Source organism: Aequorivita sp. CIP111184 (genome assembly GCF_900489465.1).
In the GTDB taxonomy this organism is placed as follows: Bacteria; Bacteroidota; Bacteroidia; order Flavobacteriales; family Flavobacteriaceae; genus Aequorivita.
This window is the reverse complement of record NZ_UEFQ01000013.1, coordinates 305,234-330,183: the sequence shown is the minus strand read 5'-3', so window position 1 is coordinate 330,183 and position 24,950 is coordinate 305,234. Positions and strand designations below refer to the sequence as shown.

Sequence of the window (24,950 nt, the reverse complement as noted above, 5' to 3'; positions counted from 1 at the left end):
ATATTTTTCTGAAACATCTAATTATCAATAATGAAAATATATTTTCTGTTTTTAATTGCTTTTCCGCTTTCACTTTTCGCACAAGTTAAAGATTCAAAAGAATTGCCTGAGCCCTTTGAAACAAAATCGGTTTCAAATTATTCCAATGTAATTGGTTGGAAAGACGCTGAAACGCCTAAAGCTCCAGAGGGATTTACAGTAACAAAATACGCTGATGGGTTTGAAAATCCGCGTTGGATGTATGTTACGCCAAATGGCGATATTTTGGTAGCTGAAAGTAATAGCAACTACAGTATTCTTAAGCAAATTGGAGCTACTATTATTGGTGCGGGTGGCTCCAACAATTTGAAGCACAGTGCAGATGTTATTACTTTGCTCCGTGATACAAATAATGACGGAGTACCGGATTTGCGAGAAACTTTGCTCACCAAAAAAGAAGGCCTTAATCAGCCTTTCGGAATGCTTATCATTGGAGATTGGTTGTATGTTGCAAATACGGATGCTGTGTTGCGCTACCCATACAAAAATGGGCAAACAAAAATTAATGAAGTAGGAGAAAAGGTTGCCGATCTTCCCGCAGGAAAAGTAAACCGACATTGGTCCCGGAACATTATTGCAAATGCTGATAATTCCAAAATATATATTGCCGTGGGCAGCGGCGATAATATTGGTGAAAAAGGAATGGAAAACGAAGTGATGCGTGCCAATATTTTAGTGATGAATCCCGATGGTAGTGATTTAGAAGTTTATGCCTCTGGACTTAGAAATCCTGTGGGAATGGACTGGGAACCAATCACAAAAACACTTTGGACCTCTGTGAACGAGCGTGATGGTTTGGGCGATAATTTGGCGCCAGACTATTTAACTTCGGTAAAGGAAGGTGGCTATTACGGTTGGCCCTATACTTATTGGGGCAGTAATTACGATCCGCGTGTTCCTATTCCGCCTTACGTTCGATTGCGGAAGGCAATTGAGCCAGATTTTTCTTTGGGTTCGCACACTGCTTCTTTGGGATTGGTTTTTTACACGGAAAATACTTTTCCGAAGAAATACAAAAATGGAGCTTTTGTGGTACAGCACGGTTCTTGGAATCGAGATATACTTTCTGGTTACCGCGTAGTTTTTATTCCTTTTGAAAACGGAAAACCAGCTGGTAAATCCCAAGATTTTCTCACAGGTTTCATTGTTGATCCAAAAAAAGATGAAGTACGAGGAAGACCAGTAGGGGCAGTAGTAATGCCAGATGGTGCTATGTTGATAACGGATGATACAACCGGTCATATTTGGAGAGTTGCCTACACTGGAAAGTAGGTTTTCAAAACGTGCAATTTGTATCGAAAGCGTATTTTGTTCACTCTTTTTCTGAAATTAATAAACTTTATGATTTCCTTAAAAGTCCACAAGCTGATAGTTTAGTACCTTCAAAATAAAAAAACTATGAGCACAAAAAATCTTAGTAACGAAGAAGCAAGAAAAAAAATTAAGGAAATGGCAGAGTCCATTGACTTTACAATGATGGCAACAAATCTGAAGAGTCAACCTTTTCACGTAGTGCCAATGAGCACGAAAGAAGTGGATGATAGTGGAAACATTTGGTTTCTCAGTAACAAAAACAGCGAGCACAATAAAAACATTGAAAGAGAAAACAAAACGCAATTGATTTATGCCGACAAAGGAAACTTTGAATTTCTAAGCATTTATGGACATGCATCCATCAGCACAGATCGAAACAGAATTAAGGAACTTTACGGAAGCGGTGATGACGCTTGGTTTGATGGTGTTGACGACCCAAATATTACTGCTATTAAAGTTCAACCTAATGATGCACATTATTGGGATACCAAAAACGGAAAAGTGATTTCGTTATTAAAAATGGCTCAAGGCGCAATAACCGGAAACGAACCAGATTTGGGTGAGCACGGAGATTTAAAAGTATAATTGAAAAAAGAAAAATTGTTATGAAACCTCTTCTATTGGCAAAGCTGATAGGGGAGGTTTTTTTTATTAAACAGTTTCCAATTCAAGGGCTTTTGGCTCCTTTTGAAATATTGGATAATAATCCATTACATTTTTTATTCCATCAAGAGAACACAAAAATTCAACTGTGGCACACAATCCGTTGAATAGTGTTTCTTGGGAAGTAGGGTTTTTTGGCTTGGGATTTTTGTGATTCAAAGGAAGAATATAGCCACAGCCTTTTAAAAATTCAGTTTCAATTTTCAGAAGTTCCAAAGGTGTATAACCTTGAAATTTACGCCCCAAATTTTCGTGAAAAAGACCAACATAGTTCAATTGCAGCGAACCGTGATTGTCGCTGAGGTGTTTCCAGCTATCGGTATTATTACATATATTCCCCACCGCACAATGGTTGCAGCACTCAGGATTTAATGTTTTGTTATGAAAGGCAGTATATAGTTTGGTCAAAGCTGCATCCAATCTTTCTGAAGTTTTCATAATAATTTTTTTAATCACTATGAAATTAAACAAATACCGAAAATATTCAAAGCAATTATCGTTTTTTTAAGAAGCTTTTTGTTCGTCGTTCTTATTTTACTTTCCGAAACTCCAAATCTTGAAAATCATAACTAAAATCAGTCAATGGCGAAATTGGACTCATCGTGAAACTTTCCGCTTTGCCTTCTGTATTCAAATTGAAATTTACAAAAGCATCTGCTTTCAGAGAAGTGTCATTCCAACGAACCACATACGTTGTTCCTTTATAAAAAGTCATTGTTCCAGTTAAGTCGGGAGATTTTTCCGCTTTAAAATGAAGACTTCCGTTTGGGTTGCTAATGGCAACTTTGCCGAACCAAACATCTTTATAAGTTCCTAAATAATCTGCCGGATTGGGTTTTGGAGTTTTGCTTTTCAGCTGTGCCGCAATGTCTTTTTCCACTGATGAAACAATGCTGTCTTCCTCTTTTTCGCCTACCAAACGTCGGTCATTGTATTGTTTAATCCTGTCTTCGCCTTTTATGCCAAAATACCCATCCTTTATTGAATTAGTAATTGCCGTAAACGCCGCCCCACTTTGTTGATTTGTAAGCACGATAATCCCCAAATCCATTTCTGGAATAAGGGTAACTTGACTAACAATTCCGTTTAATCCTCCCGTGTGGGTAACCTGAAAATAACCGTTCACATCACTTAAAAACCAACCAAGACCATAAGCTGAAAAGTGTGTGTTGTATGGACCTTTTCCACTTCTTAAAATGGTTTGGGGCGTCCACATTTCGTTATGTACTTTACTGCTGAAAAGACTGTCCTGTAATTTTTCGCCGTATTTTCCATCATTTAATTGTGCTTGTACCCAAGTGCTCATATCGTTTATTGAAGCGAAAATTCCGCCAGCAGGTGTTGCGATTTGGGTGAAAGTATCGGCTGTTAATTCCAGTTTTCCATTTACTGGAGCATGTCCATCAATTCTGTTATCATCTGCTTTTATTTTAGTAATGGAAAGCAAGGAACGGTTCATTTCCAAAGGCTTAAAGAAGTTTTCTGAAATATAATCGTCAAAGTCTTTTCCCGAAACTCTTGCAATAACTTCACCGGCAACAATGTAAAGCAAGTTGTCATAATCAAACTTGCTTCGGAAAGAAGAAACTGGTTTTAAATAACGGAGATTGTGAATCATTTCGGCTTTGGTAGTTGTGTTTCCTGCTGGAAAAACCATCAAGTCGCCAGCTCCAAGACCAAGTCCGCTGCGATGCGTAATAAGATCGCGTACTGTAAATTCATTGGTAACGTAGGAGTCATTCAGTTTAAATTCTGGAATGATGTCTGTTACTTTTGTGTCCCAAGTAAGTTTTCCTTGGTCTATAAGTTGTCCGAGAGCAGCCGTCGTAAAAGCTTTGGTGTTTGAAGCTACGCCAAAAAGTGTGTTTTCGTTTACTTCGGCTTTAGTTTTTAGCGAACGAACGCCGTAAGTATTTTTATGATAAATCTTGCCATCTTTCAAAACTGCTACCGCCATTCCGGGAACATCAAAGGTTTTCATTGTTTTTTGAACAATACTGTCAATCTCCGAACCACTCAAAGCCTGTGCATTTACGATGGAATTGAAAAATAAAAACAGGGAGCTTAACGCAAGAATTTTCAAGGAAAGAGTTTTCATATAAAGAATTTAAATTGCTGGACATAAAGATACCAGCTTTGATAAAGAAATCAAGTTAAAAATTTTCTGTGATATGATTTCAAAAGTATTCAAAAAACCATTACATAGTCGATTTTAAAAATATGTTTGGATCACAAGTAGTTCATTTCTCCCCCAATATTGTTTCTTAAAAACTATAATATTTTAATAAATAAGAGATACAACGACCTATTTCTTCTTAATTTTGAGAATATATGATAGCAGCCATAACATTATTTTTAGTAGTAGCCCTTTCTGCGTTAATTACAAAAATTGCCACTATCGCGTTAATACATACCGGTCTATCTACCCAAAGTGCTCGATTTCAAGCGCGTTCAGCCTATACAGGTGCTGGTTTTACCACCGCAGAGTCCGAAAAAATAATGAACCATCCCGTACGTCGTAAAATTGTATTTAATCTCATGTTAATAGGTAATGCAGGTATTGTAACTGTAATGTCTTCGTTAATTTTAACTTTTGTATTACCAGATACTTTATCTTCTAAACTGTATGGTTTGGTTATTGTAGTTATTGGTTTGAGCTTAGTTTGGTGGGCGGTAAATAGTAAATGGGTTGACCGTGGCCTCTCCAAACTTATAAATAGGATGCTAAAAAAATACACAGATTTAGAAATTCAGGATTATGCGGCCGTACTACACTTGAAGGATCACTATAAAATCAGCGAAAAAAAGGTCGAAATGAATAACTGGATGGCTAACAAAACATTAAAAGAACTCGATTTACGCCACGAAGGCATTACAATTTTGGGAATAGACCGTGCCGATTGCGATTATATTGGTTCGCCCCTACTGGCAGTTTTCAGATACTTCCCGGTGATTTAATTACCATATACGGAAAGGCAGAGGTAATAAAAAATCTCTATTCCAGAAAAAAGGATTTTGTGGCTTCCTTAGCACATAAACAATTTGTTGAAAAAGAGGAAGAAAGAATCGAAAAACAAGAAACGGAACGTATCAAGTCTAAAGAGGTTTAGGTAATGCTTCCTAAATAATTCTTAGAAAGATAAACTATGAAACTGAAACTATCTTTATTACTTTAGCACTATTCATAACTCAAGCTTGCGGCGACATAAAATAATAATAGTTCAGTAGTTAAAAACCCAATCACCGAAAAATAGTGGAAGCTTAAAATTTTGGGAGATCAACACCTGAAAATGTCTGAAAACCAAGAAAGAGAAATTTATTTTACATTGAAAAACCATGAAAATCGGGTAATAGGGGTTGCGGGTTGCAACACATTTTCGAGAACCTATACGTTGGAAGAACGGAATAGAATTCATTTTTCGCAGATGGCTACCGCAAGAATAGCCTGCCCAAACCTGAATGTTAATGAATCAGAATATTTGAAAGATTTTGAATTAGCTAGTAACCATAGTATCACTGAAGATGTTTTTTCGCTGAATATTGCCCACAGCTCACCATTGGCAGTTTTTGAAGCTATTTATTTCAATTAATAAAATCATTTTTAACTTAATTTTCAAACCGTGAACTACCTCGTATTATTTTTTTACCTTCTTTTTGGAAGCCCTTCAAATGAAACTAATAACTTGACTATTAATATTACCAATATTGAAAATATACAAGGAACTCTGGAAATAGGACTTTTTAATAACAATGAACGTTTTTTGGAAGAAGGACAGGCTTTTAAAACGATCTCGGTTAAAGTTCAAGCAGACTCAGAAACGGTGGTAATTAAAAATTTACCCAAGGGTACCTATGCTATTTCAATGTATCACGACGAAAATGCTGATGGAAAATGCAATCGTAATTTTTTGGGTATTCCCACAGAACCCTATGGATTTTCAAACAACTTTCGCCCTAAGTTTTCCGCACCAACTTTTGAGGATTGTCAATTTGCTATAAAATCAAATCATTCTTTGAAGATTGTATTAAAAAATTAAAATTTAGTCTTCGCTTTATTCAGTTTTATCACTAACTTTTTTTAGCTACACACTTGGTTTTTATGAATTAACCACAAATCCATAAACTTTGGAAACGGTTTTCTATTTTTCTATTTATTGAATATATGTAGATGATATGTAAATGGCGGAATGTTTATCTTGTAGAAAATTTATTTAATCCAGAGAAAGAAGAAATGAAACAAACGTCAAGTTAATTGTTGGATAATTTAAATAGAAACACTACTAATTTTTTAGGTCTATGTTAGAGTTTTTTCAAGAGTATAAGTCGCAAATTATTAATAGCTTGATTATTATCGGGTTTGTGATTGTGCTCAGTTTGCTTACTAATGTGCTTCACAAATGGCTGCTTAAGCAAGAAATTAAAAAATATCCAGACGTAAAGCCGAAGGCTATAAATTGGGTAAGACGAATCTTGAATGCGCTGTGGCTTGTTTTAGGTTTTATAGCCTTGAGTTTTCTTTTTGTAAATGAAGAAAGATCTAGTGCGCTTAGGCACAATTTCCAAATAATACTTTATTTAGGGGTTGTGTCCGTTCTAACCATTGTGGCGGCGGCTTCTGCAAATATATGGTTCCGCGTAAGCATTCGAAGAAAAGTTGAAAATGCGGAAGACCCTACTAGCTTCAAGTTTTTGCGTTATATGGCCGTTATTGGAATTTACATAACGGGTGTTCTTTTTGCGCTTTTGGCTTTTCCTTCCTTAAAAGGTGTAGCGCAAACCGCTCTCGGAGGGGCGGGAGTCATTGCCCTTATTGCTGGGGTTGCTTCACAGGAAGCGCTTTCAAATTTAGTGGGCGGTGTGTTTATAATTTCTTTCAAACCTTTCAAGATTGGCGATGTAATTAAAGTAACTGATAATATGGTTGGAACCGTTGTAGATATCACACTTAGGCATACAGTAATCCGGAATTTTGAAAATAAAATGATTGTCATCCCCAATGCTATCATTAACAAAGAGAAACTTATTAATTATGATTTGGGTGAACTTAAAATCTGCGAACGCATAGAAATTGGAATATCTTATGACAGCGATATAGATCTTGCCAAAAAAATCATGAAAGAAGAATGCGAAAAACATCCGAATATTTTAGATAACCGTTCCGCAACGGACATATTAAATGGCAATCCGATTGTTCGTACGGCGCTCACCTCCTTAAATGATTCTTCCGTCACAATTCGTGCTTGGGCGTGGGCCCAAAATTTTTCGGATGCTTTTGACATGCGTTGTGATTTGCTGGAAAGCATCAAAAAACGTTTTGACAGTGAAGGAATCGAAATACCCTTTCCATACCGAACTGTAGTTTTCAAAAACAGTAAAGCGGAGAGTGAAAATGATAAGAGAGATTATGAAAAAGAAGAGAATAATAAAGAATGAAGGAGTGGGCAATAAGGAATGAAACGCTAGTAAAAGTACTATATATACTTTGTATGGTGTTTTGCATTTTGGGTTATGTAAGTAGCCCCGTAGCTTTGGTGGGTGGATTTTTATTTTCCTATTTTTTAGGAAATCCATTTATAACATTGAACAGCAAAGCAGTAAACTGGTTACTAAAAATAGCAGTTGTTGGATTAGGTTTTGGAATGAATTTAAAAGAAACCTTGGCCGCAGGGAAAGACGGTTTTCTGCTTACCATTTTTTCAATTTCTATCACTTTGATTCTTGGCTATTTTTTGGGAAGACTTTTAAAAATGAATCGAAAAAGTAGCCATCTTATTTCTTCCGGAACAGCCATTTGTGGCGGTAGTGCTATTGCAGCAGTCGCTCCAGTTATAAATGCTTCCGAAAAAGATATATCAATTTCCCTTGGCGTAATCTTTTTGTTGAATTCCATCGCACTGATTATTTTTCCACCCTTAGGCCATTTGTTCGGATTGAGCCAACATCAGTTTGGGCTTTGGTGTGCTATTGCAATTCACGATACAAGTTCTGTTGTTGGGGCGGCTTATACGTTTGGAGAAGAAGCCTTAAAAGTAGCAACAACTGTGAAACTTGCACGTGCGCTTTGGATCATTCCACTTTCAATTCTTTCTGTATTCTTATTTAAAGGAAAAGGTAAAAGCGTAAAAGTTCCCTATTTCATCTTTCTTTTTATATTGGCGATTATTCTGAATAGCTACATGCCAATCCCTGAATTTTTGACCCATGGAATTACAAGTATTTCGAAATCATTATTGGTACTTACCCTCTTTTTAATAGGCGCCGGACTTTCAATTGAAAAAATAAAATCTGCCGGTTGGAAACCAATGATCCTTGGTTTTTTATTGTGGATATTTATTTCAGTGAGTTCACTTTTGGTAATTATGGCATTATAATAATTATATCAATTTCAGCTGATTCACAATTTCCTGTAAAGAAGCCTTTGCATCGCCAAAAAGAATACTGCAATTGTCTAATCCAAAAAGGTCATTCTGCACTCCCGCATAGCCTTTGCCCATACTGCGTTTCATCACGATTACTTGCTTACTTTCATAAGCGCGGATGATGGGCATTCCATAAACTGGGCTATCGGGATTGTTTTCAGCTGCGGGGTTTACCACGTCATTGGCTCCAATTACTAAAACGGCATCGTATTGTTCCATGTTTTCGTTGCCTTCGTCCATTTCCTTTAAGTGGGAATATTCGACGTTGGCCTCAGCAAGCAGCACATTCATATGCCCCGGCATTCGGCCTGCGACAGGATGGATTATGTAATCTACCTCCACGTGGCGCTTTTCCAATAACTGTTGCAATTGTCCGCAAATGTGTTGCGCCTGTGCAACTGCAAGTCCATACCCAGGAACAATCGCAACTTTTTGAGCGAAAGAAAGCGATAAAGCTGTTTCTGAAATACTGATTTCCTTTATATCCTGCTCTTCTTCAACTATACCGTTTTTACTCTTTTTGAATGTTCCGGCAAGAACTTTTAATAATGAACGGTTCATCGCTTTGCACATTAAAAGTGTAAGCAAAATTCCCGCTGCACCCACAAAAATACCACCTGCAATCATTGCTTTGTTTCCGTATACGAAACCTGCGAAAGCAGTGGCAATACCTGTAATACTATTTAAAAGTGAAATAACCACGGGCATATCTGCGCCACCAATGGGCAATACAAAAAGAACGCCATAAAGCATTGCGAGAGTTGCCAAAATATACATAAGAGCATTAAAACCAATTGGAATGATCCCGATGAAATAGAGTACTGGCAATAATACCATCAATACTAAAAGTATTCTTGCTGAAAAGATTACGGTTTTACTGCGTCTATCTTTTACTTTTCCGGCAAGTTTTCGCTCTGCAATAATACTTCCCGTTAAGGCGATGGCACCTGTAATTAAACCTGCAATCAATAAAATTTTATTACCCAGAATTGCGGTTGAAAGATCTATTTGGTTGGCTTCAACCAGCCCTAAAAGCATGGCACAACCACCGCCCGTTGCATTGAATAGCGAAACTAGTTGTGGCATTCCGGTCATTTCAACTTTGTCTGAAAGACGTTTGCCAATAATAGTTCCAATGGCAATAGCCAAAAGCATGATTACTAAATTAGTATATGGAACTGTGGCTGTAATTGCTGCTAAAAACGTGAGCACCACGGCCAGGACCATGCCCATAGCAGCAATTAGGTTTCCGGTTTTTGCATTTTTTGGGGAACTCATAAACTTCAATCCTCCCAAAAAGGAAAGGGTGGCAATTAAATAACCTACTTCTATGATTGCGTACATTTTATTTTGAAATTATTTGTGAAGGACCAAGGACGAAAAGACATAAGACGTAGGACTAATTTTCTTGCCGAAACCGTCTTACGTCTTATATCATTCATTCTTACGTCTATTTTTTTGGACTGAACATTTTCAGCATTCGGCCTGTAACAAAAAATCCTCCGGAAATATTAAGAGTGCCAAGAAAAACAGCGATTCCCCCTAAAGTGAGGTTTAGGTAATCGTCTCCCGGCACTCTAAGCATTACAATGATTGCACCAACTAAAATAACGCCGCTAATGGCGTTAGCGCCACTCATAAGCGGTGTGTGCAAAATAGCGGGAACATTGGAGATTACTTCTATACCAATAAAGACACAGAAAATAACAAAATAAATCTCTTGGATGTGTTGATTTATGAAGTCCATAATTTAAACTAGTTGTAGTTGTTTGGTGAAATGTGGATGCGTCCATTCGCCTTCATTCATTATTTGGCAGGTGATTAATAATGGATCATCGCTTTGACTTTCTGCTTTTTGTTTATATTTTATAAAGGAGAAATAATTATTTGAAAGCAATTTTGAAGCTGCAGCAGGTATTTCAGCAGCAAGGCTTGAGTTTCCTAGAATAGTAACACCTTTGTAATTGATTGTTTCTTTATTTTTTGAAAGCTCACAGTTTCCACCTTGTTCAGCTGCTAAGTCAATAATTACACTACCAGATTGCATGGCTTCCACTGAGCGGGTTTCAATTAATAAAGGTGCTTTTCTTCCAGGAATATTTGCTGTACTTATTACAATGTTTGCGGTAAGAATATGATTGTGAATCAATTCTTTCTGTTTTTTTTGGTATGCTTCACTTTGCTCAACGGCATAACCTCCGGCATTTGAAGATTCGGTATAACCTTCCACTTCAATAAAGGTTGCGCCAAGACTCCGCACTTCTTCCCCAGCAGATTTGCGCACGTCAAAAGCTTCTACTATTGCGCCCAAACGTCTGGCAGTGGCTATGGCTTGTAAACCTGCAACACCTGCGCCGAGTACCAAAATTTTCACAGGAGTAAGTGTTCCGGCAGCAGTAGTAAACATGGGAAATACACCGTTATATGTTTCCGAAGCCTTTATAACCGCCCTATAACCTGCTAAGGACGCCATGGATGATAGCACATCCATGGATTGCGCTAAAGTGGTTCGGGGCAAAAGGTCTAAACTATAAACCGTAGCGCCGTGTTTTTGATAAATAGCGAGTTTGGATTCATGAAAGAGGGGGTTGAAAATACCAATGAAGCAACAACCCCCCTTCATTTCCACTTCGCTAAAAGTATGGTTAATAGATACTATGGTATCCGAATTTTTAAATATTGATTCCCGAGATTGGCACGTTGCGCCAGCTTCTTCATATTCTGTATCATCAATTTGAAGCGAGCTACCCAGCCCGGGCTCAAAAAGTAATTTGAGCTTTAACTCCCCGGTAAGACGTTTCACTTCTTTGGGCAACAAACAAACCCGCGGATCGTTTGGGGTTTTTAGAATTCCTATTGTGTTGGGCTGCGGCTGTTCGCTCATAATTTTTTTTCTGAACTAAATTTTTCAATTTATTATTTACTTAAAATATTGAAGTATTCTTCTTTTATATTTCTGTATTTTTCTAAATGAAACATATATGCTTTTCTGTATTTTTCATGCTCGTTCACATAAAACATGTCACAGTCAACATCTTCACATTCTGCAGCTTGAGGTAAACTATCCTTGTATTTTCTGAAAGCGTTCAGATTAATAATATTTTCTTCTTTTTTAATTGAAAGTTTATTTAAAACATCCTCGTTCTGCAGCGTATTGGAGAGATCTCCTTTGCTAAGGTTTAGCAGGTTGTCTATCTCTTTTTCAATATAACCGAAGTGATTTATCCAGTTATCCAATTCAATACAGTTATTCTTAAATGTGATTGTTTCTGGGGTGTCGTGATCGTAAATCTGCATAATTTAAAATATTACTGATTTTTGGATTCTCAATTCTCAATACTTATAATAGTACGTCTATATCAATTGGTCTTTCCGCCTGCTTTACGCTGGTAATTTGTAATTCTTTAGTGCCATTTGGAAAATTCCATACTACTGAATCACCTTCAGCATAACCCATAACCGCTGAGCCCATTGGAGCTAAAATGGAAATTTTATTAGCTGCAATATCTCGGGACGTAGGAATTACTAACTGAAATTCTGTTTGCCATGTTCCGGACAGAACTTTAACGACACTGTTAAAGCGAATTACATCTGCTGGCATTTCTTCGTGATCATAAATAATTGCACTAGTAAGTTCACTGCTTAATTTTTTGAGTGAAACCTTTGTGTTTTCATCTTTGTAATAGCCAGAAACATTCAAAAGGCGTTTTAAAAAAACGTATTCCTTTTTTTCTAATATCAAATTTCCATATTTCATGATTTCTATTTCATTATTATTTAAGGTGGAACATCCTTGCCATTAATGACGGTTAAGAATAGATGTTCCACCTTTATTGGTTCAGTTCGATTATGGGAAAATCCCTCTTAAAATGTATGCTTTTTCAATTCGCTCTATTGCAATTGCAAAAGCGGCAGTGCGCATATCCACTCCATTTTCTTCGGAATAGGCGGTGACTTTCTTGAAGGTAGATCGAAGTTTTTTCTCCAGTTTTTCCAAGATCTCATCCATTTGCCATAGCTCTCCATTACGGTTTTGAAGCCATTCAAAATAACTCCCTATTACGCCACCGGAGTTGCACATAATGTCTGGAATAATAGTGATGCCACGCTCAATAAGTATTTTTTCTCCTTCAACATCTGTTGGGCCATTGGCGCCTTCAGCAATTAAAGTAGCTTTTATTGAATGTGCATTCTCCTTTGTAATCTGGTTTCCTAATGCTGCAGGAATACAGATATCACAATCCAAACCAAAGAAATTTTTACCATCCATAGCAGTAGCTTCTGGGAAATCTACGATACTACCATTATTGGCTTTTCCGTAGTTAAAAAGATCTTCTACGGTAATTCCTTCTTTGTTTTGAACACTTCCGAAGGCATCTTGTACACCCACCATTTTTGCGCCTTCGTTTTCAAGGAAATGCGCGGCCCAATAGCCCACGTTTCCAAATCCCTGAACGATGAATGTTTTTCCTTTTAGGGTTTCATTGTTTTTTTCGGCCCAAAATTTAATAGTTAAAAACACACCGTAGCCTGTTGCACGGTCACGACCTTCCAAACCACCACTACCTACAGGTTTTCCCGTAACTACGTGCTGATTTTTTGAACGCTCACTTGTGCTTTTTGTACTCATATAGGTGTCAGCAATCCACGCCATGGTTTGGTCGTTAGTATTTACATCTGGCGCTGGAATATCGTGCTCAGGGCCAATATTTTCACCTAAAGCATAAGTGAATCTGCGCGTAATGCGCTCCAATTCACTTTTAGAATATTTTGATGGATCAATCTGAATACCTCCTTTCGCACCTCCGTAAGGCAAACCTGCCAAAGATGTTTTCCATGTCATCCACATTGCCAAAGCACGTGCAGCATCTATGTCTACTGTTGGATGGTAACGAAGACCGCCTTTGTAAGGACCGAGTGCGTTATTGTGCTGCACGCGGTAGCCGGTAAATATTTCTACTTCGCCATTATCCATTCTCACTGGAAAGTGAATAATGATTTCCGTATTGGTAATACTAAGAATTTTGCGAACGTTTGGGTTCAGATTTATTAAGTCTGCGGCACTGTTGAATTGTTCCAACACGTTGTCTAACATTCCTCTTTTTACAGGTTTGGGTTTTTTCACTGTTTGTGAGTTTATCATTTTAATTAATTTTTTAAACTGTTACCAGTTCTGGTTTCCTTTTTTTAATGTTTATTATTGGCATAGGGGCTTGGTACTGTAGCTCATCAAATTCGCTACACGCAAACACCACACTTTTGTTATGCGTCAACACACAATAAGGAGCATGCGCACAATTAGGGCAAAGATTTATAGGATTTGTATTCATAGTTACTTATTGTTTGCAATTCCTATTGGCAATGGGTGTGCCATCAACATAAATTATTTTACAATGAATACTTAACTAATTAATAAATAGATGTTTAAATATTTTTAGATGAAATATTTATGAAGAAGTAATTGGGGAGTATTTTCCTCGTTGGGGAGAGATTACCCTATTTAGTAGTGAGAATTGAGTACTGAGTATTGAGAAGTTGGAAAAATCTATTCTTTCGTTTTTCCGCGAAGTGTTTTCCGGTCAATTTTAAGAATTTCTGCGGCTTTAGTTTGGTTATTATTTGTTGCTGCAAGTACTTTTTCAATATACTTTTTCTCCATTTCCTTTAATGAAAGTAAGCTATCTTTGGGGAAGTCTATTTGATATTTTAAGGTGTCGGGCAAATCTTTTACACCTATGGTCCTGTCGCACATAATCACAGCGCGCTGAATCACGTTTTCAAGTTCACGAATATTGCCGGGCCAATCATAACGCTGTAAAAGTGCTAGCGCTTCAGTATCTAAAGTAATGTAGCGGTCCTTATATTCATTGCCATATTTAAAGAGGAATTTATCAGCCAGCAATGGAATATCTTCCTTTCGCTCTCGAAGCGGTGGCACCTCGATTTCAACAACTGTTAATCTATAAAAGAGATCTTCACGAAAAGTTTCTTTTGCAATCATTTCTTTCAGATTGCTATTGGTGGCGGCAATAACGCGGATGTCAATTTTTTCACTTTTACGGGCACCTACTTTTACTACTTCCTTTTCCTGTAAAACCCGCAAAAGTCTAGATTGGACTGCTAATGAGGCATTACCAATTTCATCTAGAAAAATAGTACCTCCTTCCGCCGCTTGGAAAAATCCTTCTCTATTATCGTTAGCACCGGTGAAGGCGCCTTTTATGTACCCAAAAAGTTCAGATTCCAAAAGATTTTCGGGAATTCCGCCGCAATTTACTGCAATAAAAGGCGCACGTGAAAACTTGCCGTTATAATGAATTGAACGTGCCACGAGTTCTTTTCCCGTCCCACTTTCGCCACTAATATAAATGGTAGCTTTGTTGTCTTTTACACGATCAATTATTTGGGTTACATTTTTAATGACTTCACTTTCGCCAATTATTTCGTTGTATTTTTTTGTTTCAGCAGTTTCGGTTGCGGTTTTTCGTTTCTTTTTTGTGGAAAGCGATTTCAAAACACTCTGTTTCAATTCTTCCTTTGTAAATGGCTTCACCAAATAATCTACCGCGCCAGATTTTATGGCAGAAAGTGCGTCTTGTATTGAAGGATAGCCTGTAACCACCAGTTTTGGCATATTTGGGTAATGTTCCGAAGCAAATTGAATGAGTTGGAAGCCATCCACTTCGGGCATTTTTAAATCGGTTATCAATAAATCTATTTCTGTATCGCGCAAAATGGCGACGGCTTCTTTAACGGAAATTGCTTTGTATGTGTGATAATCAAGCGAATGCAAATGCCTTTGGAGCAGTTCCAAAATATTGATGTCATCATCTACAATAAGTATATTTTCCTTTTGAAGCATTGGTTTTATTGTTTTGGAAAAGTAATAATAAAAGTGGCTCCCGTGGGAATATTTGGTTGATAATCTATTGTTCCGCGGTGACTTCTAATTATTCCGTGAACAACGCTCAAGCCCAAACCAGAACCATCGCCAACGGTTTTTGTTGTGAAAAAGGGCTGAAAAATTTTTTGAACATTTCCAGCAGAAATACCGGGACCTTCGTCAGAAATTTTTAGTATTATTTTCTTTTTCGTTTCTTCCAAAGTGATTTTTATTAAACCATCTTTGGGTGAAAAATAGATTGCATTTAAAACAAGGTTGAATATAACCTGCGTTAATTGAATAGTATCTGCTTTCAGTAAAACTTCTCCTTTTGGAAGTGTGACCTTATATTTTACCTCGTTCTTTTTAAACGTTGGATCCAGCAAATTCATGGCTTCGTTAATAACGGGAACGATGTCTGTCTGTCCTAGATTTTGCGGCATTTCGCACGCGAAGAACATTAGTTTTTTTACCACTTCACGTGAAAAAATGGCACTGTTTATAATTTTATCAATGTCTTTACTGGTTTGCGTATTATCAGTTTCTTTACTTTTCAACAGTTCCGCAAAGCCTAAAATATTGGCGAGCGGTGTGTTGAGTTCGTGTGCTATTCCTGCAGTTATTTCGCCTAAAATACCGAGTCGGTCTGCGTGCTCCATTTTCCGCTTTACGACGGCTTCGTTTTCGCGAATCGCTACCCGTTCCAATAAATCACCAACATTGATTGCCACGTTTTTTAGCAATTTTTTCTCTTCGGTTAAAAAATCTTTTTTAGTGAATTTTTTTGCAGGGTAGTGAATTTTAATGAAGCCTTTGGGTTCGTTAAAAACGTTGATAGTACTCTCAATAGAAACGGTTTTAGACGGAAGTGCAGACGATATGAGATGATAGGGTTCTGAAATGATTTCTACAGTAGCATTTTTGCTGTATTGCAATGATTTTCGAAGGCTCAGGGCAATGGAAAAAAGGGTTTTGTCCAGCTCCTTATAATCGTTATTTACAATAATGGAAGAGACTTCATACAAACATGTAAGCTCTTTAATTCGTTCTTTAAGGTTTTTCTCCAATGTCATAAAAACAACTTCAAACTTTTTTCAAAGGTATTGAATTATAACACTTGCACATTCATACAATGCTTGTTCAAAAAAAGTAAAATGATGCTGAAACAATTTTACAGATTATTTCATAAAAGTAGAAAACACGGTTTAAGATCGAACCAATTGAGCTTCAAGGCCTGGTTCTGAACCTACAATATATTGTGTTTTGGCTCCAATTACAGATTGATCGTGGTTTAAATCTGCTAATAATAATGGAACTGTAAGTCCGCTTTCATCAGTATTCAATGAGATATTTTTAAATATTGTAATTTCTGTTGAAACTCCAATTAGGTCATGATTACTGAGTTGCTCTTCGGAAAAATGAGTTTCTTTTTCAGGAAATTGAAAACCTTCTTTTTTAAAATTAGTACAGTTCTCAATTATTTCAATTTTGTTGAGCGTAAAAACGGCTTCGGAATTTTTGTAATAATCCCTATTTTCTTCGTTGTTTTCTATTGCTAAATATTCATCTTTTTTTTCTGTATCAATTAGTGCCAAATGCAGCGAAATTTCTTCGGGAATCAAAACCGCTTCTTTTTTCATTTGCGGTAAAAGATTATAGGAAATACCCACTTGCGGTTCGCGAAGCAGTGCGTGTTGCATACATTCTATTAAAAGTATGTCTGCATCAAATTCTGAAGGGACTATAAAATTTGAAGCATCACAATGATAAATAGCCTTTATATATTCAAAAACATCAAAACCTTTTATTATTCTTTTTAAGCTTTCAATGCTAATTGTGTTTACTTCCAGCAAAATAAGTTGTAATTCCGAAGGTTTGTAAAGAGATAATAATGGTAATACCAATGTTGCAAAAGGCCCTGTGCCCGCGTAGAGAATGGTAACAGGTTTTTGGGGATTTTTTTTGAGAGTTTCCTGTACTGCTTGTTGAATAGCTTTTATGAATTTATGTGTTCGGGGAATGTCTTCAAGGCACATTCCCGCCCACTTGGGGCCAATTGCTTTTCCGGAGGATAAAAATATATTTTCGGAGTTAACGGCAGCTTCCTGATTTAGCCCAGAAACTTCTACCAAAAGTAGTTTTAGCTCTTCTAATGTTTTTTTTAAAAAAGCATTCTCAATATTTTCAGAAAGTAAGTTTTGAGTGATTTCAGCTAGTTTTTTTTTAGCAATGGTAGGCATATTTTGTTTTTTTAGCACCGCTAATATACATCTAAATAGAACAATTTAATTTACGTGTTACTACGTATATAGGTTTAACCATTATCTTATAACTTGCAATATCAAATATTTATGCGTTAACTTTTTCAAAATTATTTGTTAAATTTTTAATTAGTTGATTCTTAAAATCTAACTAACCAAATTATGAAAAACACTACTTCGCGAAGACTCTTTATGCGCAATTCTGCTTTTGCCATAACGGGTTTAGCTGTATTAACCCCCACATTAACAAGTGCCTTTACTACTTCAGAAAGCCCCTTTTTGGGCTATAACCCTTATGCAGAAACCAAAAGCGACTTAAGAAAAGATTTTTTCAATGGCAATCCAGTTGTTGTGAATGGAATTATCTATGAAATAGACGGCGTTACACCTTTAAGGAATGCAACTGTTGAGGTTTGGCATCTTTCCCCAAACTCCTGTAAATATAGACATCGCGCAAAATTACAAACAGACGAAAATGGCAAATATGAGTTTATAACCGATTTTCCAAATAAAGAAGAAGGCAAGAGTGCGCGTATTTATTTTAAAGTTTCAAACTCAGAAAGCACTTATTTTACGGAATTGGCTTTAACTGAAAATGGCGCACACATAACAAGTGACCATTGGGCCAAAAACAGGAATCTGGGCGAAAAATTATTCCCGCGAAAAGAAACCTTTTTAGGTGAAGCTACTATTAATTTTAACCTTTCAGTCTAATCATATTTTACTAACTAATTCAAATTATATATTATGTCAATTTACGATCCAACCATTGCAGAAATTTCCATGTTTGGTGGAAATTTTGCGCCACGAAGCTGGGCCAATTGTGATGGTCAATTACAAGCAATTTCACAGAACACAGCCTTATTTTCTTTAATAGGTACTATTTATGGTGGTGACGGCAGAACTACTTTCGGACTCCCAGAATTAAGAGGGAGAGTTGCGGTACATACAGGCTCTGGGCCTGGACTTAGCACGCGCACGCAGGGAGAAAGATCTGGGGTAGAAACCAATATAATGACACTTGCCCAAATGCCATCTCATGGCCATGCCATAAATGCTAAGGATGAAGGAACTTCTGATGATCCATCGGGTGCTTTTATTGCTGGAGATGGAACCAATGCTTTTAGCACCTCTTCAAATGTAGTAATGTCAAGCGCTGCTGTAGCAAATAATGGGGGAGGCCAGCCAATTAATAATATGCAACCTTATTTGGTAGTACGCTATATTATTGCGTTGCAAGGTATTTTTCCATCAAGAAATTAAACCACAATAATTAATTTTAAAAAAAAATATTATGTCAATTTCAGATCCAACTATAGCAGAAATTTCCATGTTTGCTGGAAATTTTGCGCCACGAAGCTGGGCCAATTGTGACGGCCAATTATTGCCAATAAATTCATACCAAGCTCTTTTTTCTTTAATAGGTACAATATATGGAGGTGACGGGAGAACAACCTTTGCGCTTCCGGACATGAGGGGTAGAGTTGGTTTACACACAGGCACAGGCCCTGGCCTTAGCACGAGGCCACAAGGGCAAAAATCTGGTAGTGAAACGAATACAATAGCCCTTTCACAAATGCCATCTCATGGTCATGCCATAAATGCTAAGGATGAAGGAACTTCTGATGATCCATCGGGTGCTTTTATTGCTGGAGATGGTACCAATGCTTTTGGTACCTCTTCAAACGTAGTAATGTCAGGTGCTGCAGTAGCAAATAATGGAGGCGGGCAACCTATAAACAATATGCAGCCTTATATGGTAATACGATATATTATTGCATTACAAGGTGTTTTTCCTTCAAGAAACTAATGAATTAGAACCACTTTAATAATAAAATCTCCCCAGATTGAACTTACCTAAAAATTAAAAAATCATGAAAAAAATTACCCTATTAATTTTATTGCTTTTTGCAACGTTCATAAGCAATAGCCAAACAGCTTTAACCGCAGGAGATATTGCTTTTATAGGCAGTAATACAGATTATGCGTTAAGCGCTGATGATAATGTGACTTTTGTTCTTCTCAAGGATATTGACGCCGCCACTACCATTATTTTTACTGATATGGGTTGGAATGATGGCACTGGATTTTTTGCCACCAATGGTGATGGTGAGTTTACTTGGACTTCTGGTTTAGCTAGAAGCGCTGGTGATGTTGTAACAATAAATATGGCTCCGTTGGCACCAGCTTCTTATAGTTCCATTGGGGATCAAATTTTTGCTATTCAAGGGTCCACCGCTACTCCAGTATTTATTGCTGGTATGCAGTCCAACGATATAACAGCTGGAGGTGATGATGCAAATTGGGATGGTGTTGCAAATAGCAATTCTACTTCGGCCCTTCCAAATGCTTTGGTTACTGGTACTACCGCAGTAAGGTTAGTCCCTGAGGCAGATAACTGGCAGTTTAGCTGTGTATTGGCAGGTGGTGCCGTTGTAGGAACAGCAGCTGATATTAGGGCAATTGTAAATAATAGAGCAAACTGGGTAAGCGATAATACTACGGTTTATAATCCAGCAGTGGAATCAGGATGTACTTTTACAGTTACTACTGGTGGAGATACTACACCGCCTGAAATTTTTTGTGCACCTACTCCTGCGCCAATTATAGCGGGGATTGATGGAATGGCGGCTATACCGGATTTAGTGAGTGGCACAATGGCTACAGATGATGTTTCTGATCCAGTAAATATTACAATTACACAATCTCCAACAGCTGGAACTATGGCTGGTGTTGGTGTTAATTCTGTTGTTTTAACAGCTACTGACGAAGCAGGAAATACTGCAACTTGTACTATACCTGTAACAATCAACGAACCACCTTCCACAGTATTAGCAGCCGGCGATATTGCTTTTGTGGGCTTTAATTTAGATGATACTGACTCTTTTGCTTTTATAATTTTGAAAGATATAATTGCCGGAACAAATATAAAATTAACGGATTGTGGGGTTTCAAATCCAAACACAATTACCTGTGCATCTTCTGGAGGTGATGGCAGTGCAACTTGGTATGCACCATCTGCAATGAGTGCAGGAGATATAGTTACTTTGCCTGGAAGTTTTATGTCTGGAAGTGTATTGTCTTCCATTGGAGACCAATTATTTGCTTATCAAGGTACAGCTGCTTCCCCTAGTTTTATTGCCGCTATCCACAACAATGTGGACCCTGGGGGAACAACCGATGCTGATTGGGATGGAGCAAATACTTCAAACCAAACCACGGCATTGCCTGATCAATTGACAAATGGGGTAAACGCTATTAGGCTTTATGTTGCAGGAACTCCTGAAACAGAGGTTGACAACTGGCAATTTGATTGTTCTTCCGTTCCTGGAGGAGTTCCAATTACTGGGACTGCAGCTCAAATTGCAGCAATAATCAATGATATTCAATATTGGATAAATAATGATAACACTGAATTCGTGCCTACTGCAAATTCTGGTTGTGGTTATTCAGTAATACTTACCTCATTTACAGCCCCAGCAGATTTATGTATTGATGCTGGAGTGCAAACTAGTCTTGGCGGAGGAACGCCTACTGGTGGAGTATATAGTGGCCCAGGAGTTACCGATGACGGTAATGGCGCGACCTACAGTTTCGATCCTGCTACAGCGGGTGTTGGAATACACACATTAACTTATACAGAAAGTGGAAATTCTGTAACAGATGACATAGAAGTCTTTGCATTAGATGACGCTTCTTTTAGCTACAGCGCTGCTTCCTATTGTTCAAATGCGGCAGATCCTACACCAACCATTTCAGGATTAGTAGGAGGAACTTTCACTTCGGGAGCAGGCTTATCAATTAATGCTGCAACCGGAGTAATTGATGTGTCCGCCAGTACACCTGGAACATATACAGTTACTTACACTACCTCTGGAACTTGTTCAAACAGTTCTAGTGTGAATGTTACTATAAATGCTGCGGATGATGCTTCGTTTAGTTACGGTGCTGCTTCCTATTGTGCAAATGCGACAGATCCCACACCAACCATTTCAGGTTTAGCTGGGGGAACTTTTACTTCAGTAGCAGGTTTATCAATTAACGCTTCAACAGGAGCAATTGATGTTTCCGCCAGTACGCCTGGAACATACACAGTTACATACACAACAGCTGGAACATGTCCAAATAGTTCTGGTGTTAGTGTTACTATAAATGCATTGGATGACGCTTCGTTTAGCTACAGTGCTGCTTCTTATTGTGTAAGTGCTGCAGATCCAACACCAACAATTACAGGTTTAGCGGGGGGAATTTTCACTTCATCACCAGCAGGCTTATCAATTAACGCTTCAACAGGAGTAATTGATGTTTCCGCCAGTACGCCTAGCACATACACCGTTACTTACACGACGTCTGGAACTTGTCCAAATAGTTCTAGTGTTAGTGTTTCTATAAATGCTTTGGATAATGCATCGTTTAGTTACGGCGCTGCTTCCTATTGTATAGCTGCTGCAGATCCTACTCCTACAATTACAGGTTTAGCTGGGGGAACTTTTTCTTCTGGAGCAGGCTTATCAATTAATGCTGCAACAGGAACCATAGATTTATCTGCTAGCACACCTGGCTCATATACAATTACTTACACAACATCGGGGACTTGTCCAAATAGTTCTAGTGTTAGTGTTACTATAAATGCTTTGGATGATGCTTCATTTAACTACAGTGCTGCTGCATATTGTGCAGATGCTGCAGATCCTACCCCAACAATTACAGGTGTGGTTGGAGGAACTTTCACCTCAGGAGCAGGCTTATCAATTAATGCTTCAACAGGAACGATTGATGTATCTGCTAGTACACCAGGAACATACACGATTACATACACAACGACTGGAGCTTGTTCGAATAGTTCTAATGTGAGTGTTGCTATAAATGCTTTGGACGATGCTTCGTTTAGCTACAATGCTTCAGCATATTGTGTAGATGGGGCAGATCCAACACCAACAATTACAGGATTAAGTGGAGGAATTTTCACTTCAGGAGCAGGCTTATCAATTAATGCTGCAACCGGAACAATTGATGTGTCTGCCAGTATACCTGGAGCATATACAGTTACTTACACAACGTCTGGAACTTGTCCAAATAATTCAGGCGTTAGTGTTACAATAAATACATTACCAATAGTTACATTTTCAGCGCCGACGAGCCCTGTTTGTCCAAGTGCAATATTAACTGGGCAAGGAGGAGGATCTCCAGTTGGAGGTGTTTATAGTGGCCCTGGTGTTACGGATGATGGAAATGGTATGACATATGCATTTGATGCAGGTGTTGCGGGTAATGGAACACACACATTAACATATACATTTAGCGAGGCTAATGGTTGTACAAATAGCGCTTCAGATTCTGTGACTGTAGAGGATACAGAACCTCCAGTTGCAAACTGTGCTGCACCATTTACAATCCAATTGGATGTTAATGGAATGGCTAGCATCTTATTAGCCGATATTGAAAATGGCAGTACTGACAACTGCGGAGTTGCAAGTACCTCAATAGACATAACAGATTTTGACTGTAGTAATTTAGGTCCAAACACGGTAACATTAACAGTAACCGATGTAAACGGCAACAGTTCAACTTGTACAACTATTGTAACTGTTGAGGACAATGTACCACCGGTGGCAAACTGTGCCGCTCCATTCACCATCCAATTGGATGCCAATGGAATGGTAAGTATTACAGTTGCAGACATTGATAACGGAAGCACGGATGCTTGTGGCATTGCCAGCACTACGATAGATATTACAAACTTTACCTGTGCAGATGTAGGTCCTAACTCGGTGACCCTAACAGTAACTGATGTTAATGGCAATGTTTCTACCTGTACAACAATAGTAACAGTACAAGACAGCATCCCACCCACAATAGCTTGTCCTGCGGATATTTCGGTGAATACTGATGCGGGCAACTGCTCTGCTATTGTAAACTTCTCAACACCAATCGCATTTGACAATTGTGGTGTTGACACAATCTTACAGACAATGGGAGACTCAAGTGGAAGTATGTTCCCAGTAGGAACAACAACCATTGAGTTCACTGCAACCGATGTAAACGGAAACAGTAGTACTTGTAGCTTTACCATTACGGTGATCGACAATGAGGCACCAGTTGCAGTTTGTCAGAACATCACTATCCAATTGGATGCCGCTGGAAACGCAAGTATTGTTGCAGCTGATGTTGATGGAGGAAGTACCGACCAATGTGGTGTGGCGAATATTTCAATAGATATTGATACTTTCGACTGTAGCGATATTGGTGATAATAACGTAATATTGACAGTTACCGATGTAAACGGAAACACAAATACGTGTACCGCAATTGTCACTGTTGAGGATGTAACCGCCCCAGTGGTAGTATGTCAGAACATAACCGTTGAACTAGATCCTGTAACAGGAACAATAACTATTCTTGGAACGGACATAGACAATGGCAGCACAGATGCCTGTGGTATTGCAAGCTATGATCTTGATATTGATACTTTTGATTGCTCAAACATCGGCGACAACACCATTGTACTAACTGTAACCGACGTAAACGGAAACACTGAAACTTGTACTGCTATCGTAACGGTTGAGGATAATACAAACCCTATTCTGGTTTGTCAAGACTTCACCATTGAAATTGGAGCAGATGGCACCGCCACTCTTGATCCAAGCGATGTGATAACGAGCAACGATGATGCCTGTGGTATCCTTACGGTAGCCGTGGACATTACCCAATTTAGCTGTGCAGATATCGGAACCCCAGTAACCGTTCAGATCTTCAGCCAAGACAACAACGGGAACCTGGCCACTTGTACGGCTACGGTAACTGCAGTTGACCTTCTTGCGCCGGTAGTTACTTGTCCAGCAGACCAAACGGTAGATCCGGGACAGGGAAACCTGTTCTACATTGTACCGGACTACTTTGCAACGGGAGAGGCAACGGCAATAGACAACTGTACCGATCCGCTTACAGTATTCACACAGGATCCAGCGCCGGGAACAACACTTTCCGACGGAACGTATACCATTACCCTTACGGCAACGGATGCGTATGGAAATATAGGAACTTGTACATTCGAACTTACAGTTGAGAGTATATTGGGTGTTGGCGATACTGACCAAAATCTTGGAACGATAACGATGTACCCTGTTCCAACTAAGGATATTCTAAACATTGGAAATCCTCAGAGTATTGACCTGGAAAGACTTGAAATCTACGACCTAAGGGGCAGATTGGTTATGACCGCCGATCTTCGTGGAATGGGCACTTTAAAATCTATAGATGTGCACCAACTAGCCGCTTCCTCTTACTATGTTAAGTTTATTGGCAAAGAAGGTCAGATTACAAAACGACTATTAAAAGAGTAAATTATTTCATAATTGTTGATTGTTAGAA

At 38.2% G+C, this 24,950-nt stretch carries 22 protein-coding genes; 11 read left to right on the top strand and 11 right to left on the bottom strand.

Annotation, left to right across the window (positions count from 1 at the left end):
- The first annotated feature begins 30 nt into the window (after window positions 1-30).
- Together AEQU1_RS01610 and AEQU1_RS01605 are read left to right on the top strand one after the other, a co-directional pair.
- The gene (locus AEQU1_RS01610; protein ID WP_111878256.1) at window positions 31-1,311 is read left to right on the top strand and encodes a sorbosone dehydrogenase family protein; all 1,281 of its coding nucleotides are present in this window, start codon (window positions 31-33) and stop codon (window positions 1,309-1,311) included.
- 126 nt (window positions 1,312-1,437) lie between these two features.
- The gene (locus AEQU1_RS01605; protein ID WP_111878254.1) at window positions 1,438-1,938 is read left to right on the top strand and encodes a pyridoxamine 5'-phosphate oxidase family protein; all 501 of its coding nucleotides are present in this window, start codon (window positions 1,438-1,440) and stop codon (window positions 1,936-1,938) included.
- A gap of 66 nt (window positions 1,939-2,004) precedes the next feature.
- Here AEQU1_RS01605 and AEQU1_RS01600 read toward each other — a convergent pair whose 3' ends face one another.
- Together AEQU1_RS01600 and AEQU1_RS01595 are read right to left on the bottom strand one after the other, a co-directional pair.
- Window positions 2,005-2,454: a Na(+)-translocating NADH-quinone reductase subunit F gene (locus AEQU1_RS01600; protein WP_111879022.1), complete on the bottom strand. Its 450-nt coding sequence runs from the start codon at window positions 2,452-2,454 to the stop codon at window positions 2,005-2,007.
- A gap of 91 nt (window positions 2,455-2,545) precedes the next feature.
- Window positions 2,546-4,114: a serine hydrolase gene (locus tag AEQU1_RS01595; RefSeq protein WP_111878253.1), complete on the bottom strand. Its 1,569-nt coding sequence runs from the start codon at window positions 4,112-4,114 to the stop codon at window positions 2,546-2,548.
- A gap of 233 nt (window positions 4,115-4,347) precedes the next feature.
- Here AEQU1_RS01595 and AEQU1_RS01590 point away from each other — a divergent pair, with 233 nt between their 5' ends.
- The 5 genes from AEQU1_RS01590 to AEQU1_RS01570 all read left to right on the top strand — a co-directional run bounded on the left by AEQU1_RS01590 (window position 4,348) and on the right by AEQU1_RS01570 (window position 8,387).
- Window positions 4,348-4,974 carry a potassium transporter TrkA gene (locus AEQU1_RS01590; protein ID WP_258455081.1) on the top strand — a complete coding sequence of 209 codons (627 nt, stop codon included), beginning with the start codon at window positions 4,348-4,350 and terminating at the stop codon, window positions 4,972-4,974.
- 308 nt (window positions 4,975-5,282) lie between these two features.
- Window positions 5,283-5,606 carry an META domain-containing protein gene (locus AEQU1_RS01585; protein WP_309300245.1) on the top strand — a complete coding sequence of 108 codons (324 nt, stop codon included), beginning with the start codon at window positions 5,283-5,285 and terminating at the stop codon, window positions 5,604-5,606.
- Window positions 5,607-5,636: 30 nt separating this feature from the next.
- Entirely contained in the window at window positions 5,637-6,053 is a 417-nt protein-coding gene (locus AEQU1_RS01580) for a DUF2141 domain-containing protein (RefSeq protein WP_111878250.1), read from the top strand.
- Between the two features lie 259 nt (window positions 6,054-6,312).
- A complete protein-coding gene (locus tag AEQU1_RS01575; RefSeq protein ID WP_111878248.1) occupies window positions 6,313-7,449 on the top strand; it encodes a mechanosensitive ion channel family protein in 1,137 nt (378 codons plus the stop codon).
- A complete protein-coding gene (locus AEQU1_RS01570; protein WP_111878247.1) occupies window positions 7,446-8,387 on the top strand; it encodes a YeiH family protein in 942 nt (313 codons plus the stop codon). Before AEQU1_RS01575 ends, AEQU1_RS01570 begins: the two co-directional genes overlap by 4 nt.
- A 3-nt stretch (window positions 8,388-8,390) precedes the next feature.
- Here the strand turns inward: AEQU1_RS01570 and AEQU1_RS01565 are convergent, their stop codons facing one another.
- The 9 genes from AEQU1_RS01565 to AEQU1_RS01525 form a co-directional block, all read right to left on the bottom strand.
- A complete protein-coding gene (locus AEQU1_RS01565; protein ID WP_111878245.1) occupies window positions 8,391-9,779 on the bottom strand; it encodes an NAD(P)(+) transhydrogenase (Re/Si-specific) subunit beta in 1,389 nt (462 codons plus the stop codon).
- A 106-nt stretch (window positions 9,780-9,885) separates the two neighbouring features.
- Window positions 9,886-10,182 carry an NAD(P) transhydrogenase subunit alpha gene (locus AEQU1_RS01560; protein WP_111878244.1) on the bottom strand — a complete coding sequence of 99 codons (297 nt, stop codon included), beginning with the start codon at window positions 10,180-10,182 and terminating at the stop codon, window positions 9,886-9,888.
- A gap of 3 nt (window positions 10,183-10,185) precedes the next feature.
- Window positions 10,186-11,319, bottom strand: coding sequence for an NAD(P) transhydrogenase subunit alpha (locus AEQU1_RS01555; protein ID WP_111878242.1), 1,134 nt, complete (start codon window positions 11,317-11,319; stop codon window positions 10,186-10,188).
- A gap of 32 nt (window positions 11,320-11,351) precedes the next feature.
- Window positions 11,352-11,732, bottom strand: coding sequence for a hypothetical protein (locus AEQU1_RS01550; RefSeq protein ID WP_111878240.1), 381 nt, complete (start codon window positions 11,730-11,732; stop codon window positions 11,352-11,354).
- A gap of 43 nt (window positions 11,733-11,775) precedes the next feature.
- Window positions 11,776-12,192, bottom strand: coding sequence for a GreA/GreB family elongation factor (locus AEQU1_RS01545; protein ID WP_111878239.1), 417 nt, complete (start codon window positions 12,190-12,192; stop codon window positions 11,776-11,778).
- A 90-nt stretch (window positions 12,193-12,282) separates the two neighbouring features.
- A complete protein-coding gene (locus AEQU1_RS01540; protein WP_111878237.1) occupies window positions 12,283-13,578 on the bottom strand; it encodes a Glu/Leu/Phe/Val dehydrogenase in 1,296 nt (431 codons plus the stop codon).
- Between the two features lie 402 nt (window positions 13,579-13,980).
- Window positions 13,981-15,297: a sigma-54 dependent transcriptional regulator gene (locus AEQU1_RS01535; protein WP_111878236.1), complete on the bottom strand. Its 1,317-nt coding sequence runs from the start codon at window positions 15,295-15,297 to the stop codon at window positions 13,981-13,983.
- A gap of 5 nt (window positions 15,298-15,302) precedes the next feature.
- Window positions 15,303-16,391 (bottom strand): sensor histidine kinase, encoded by a 1,089-nt coding sequence (locus tag AEQU1_RS01530; RefSeq protein WP_111878234.1) that lies wholly within the window; start codon window positions 16,389-16,391, stop codon window positions 15,303-15,305.
- A gap of 132 nt (window positions 16,392-16,523) precedes the next feature.
- A complete protein-coding gene (locus AEQU1_RS01525) occupies window positions 16,524-17,558 on the bottom strand; it encodes a hypothetical protein (protein WP_111878232.1) in 1,035 nt (344 codons plus the stop codon).
- Window positions 17,559-17,741: 183 nt separating this feature from the next.
- Here AEQU1_RS01525 and AEQU1_RS01520 point away from each other — a divergent pair, with 183 nt between their 5' ends.
- The 4 genes from AEQU1_RS01520 to AEQU1_RS01505 all read left to right on the top strand — a co-directional run bounded on the left by AEQU1_RS01520 (window position 17,742) and on the right by AEQU1_RS01505 (window position 24,922).
- Window positions 17,742-18,293 carry a hypothetical protein gene (locus AEQU1_RS01520; protein ID WP_111878231.1) on the top strand — a complete coding sequence of 184 codons (552 nt, stop codon included), beginning with the start codon at window positions 17,742-17,744 and terminating at the stop codon, window positions 18,291-18,293.
- A 33-nt stretch (window positions 18,294-18,326) separates the two neighbouring features.
- Window positions 18,327-18,842, top strand: a complete 516-nt coding sequence (locus tag AEQU1_RS01515; protein WP_258455079.1) for a phage tail protein — start codon at window positions 18,327-18,329, stop codon at window positions 18,840-18,842.
- A 31-nt stretch (window positions 18,843-18,873) separates the two neighbouring features.
- On the top strand, window positions 18,874-19,389 hold the full coding sequence (locus tag AEQU1_RS01510) for a phage tail protein (RefSeq protein WP_111878229.1): 516 nt from the start codon (window positions 18,874-18,876) through the stop codon (window positions 19,387-19,389).
- Window positions 19,390-19,453: 64 nt separating this feature from the next.
- Window positions 19,454-24,922: an HYR domain-containing protein gene (locus AEQU1_RS01505; protein WP_111878227.1), complete on the top strand. Its 5,469-nt coding sequence runs from the start codon at window positions 19,454-19,456 to the stop codon at window positions 24,920-24,922.
- The last annotated feature ends 28 nt before the right edge of the window (window positions 24,923-24,950 follow it).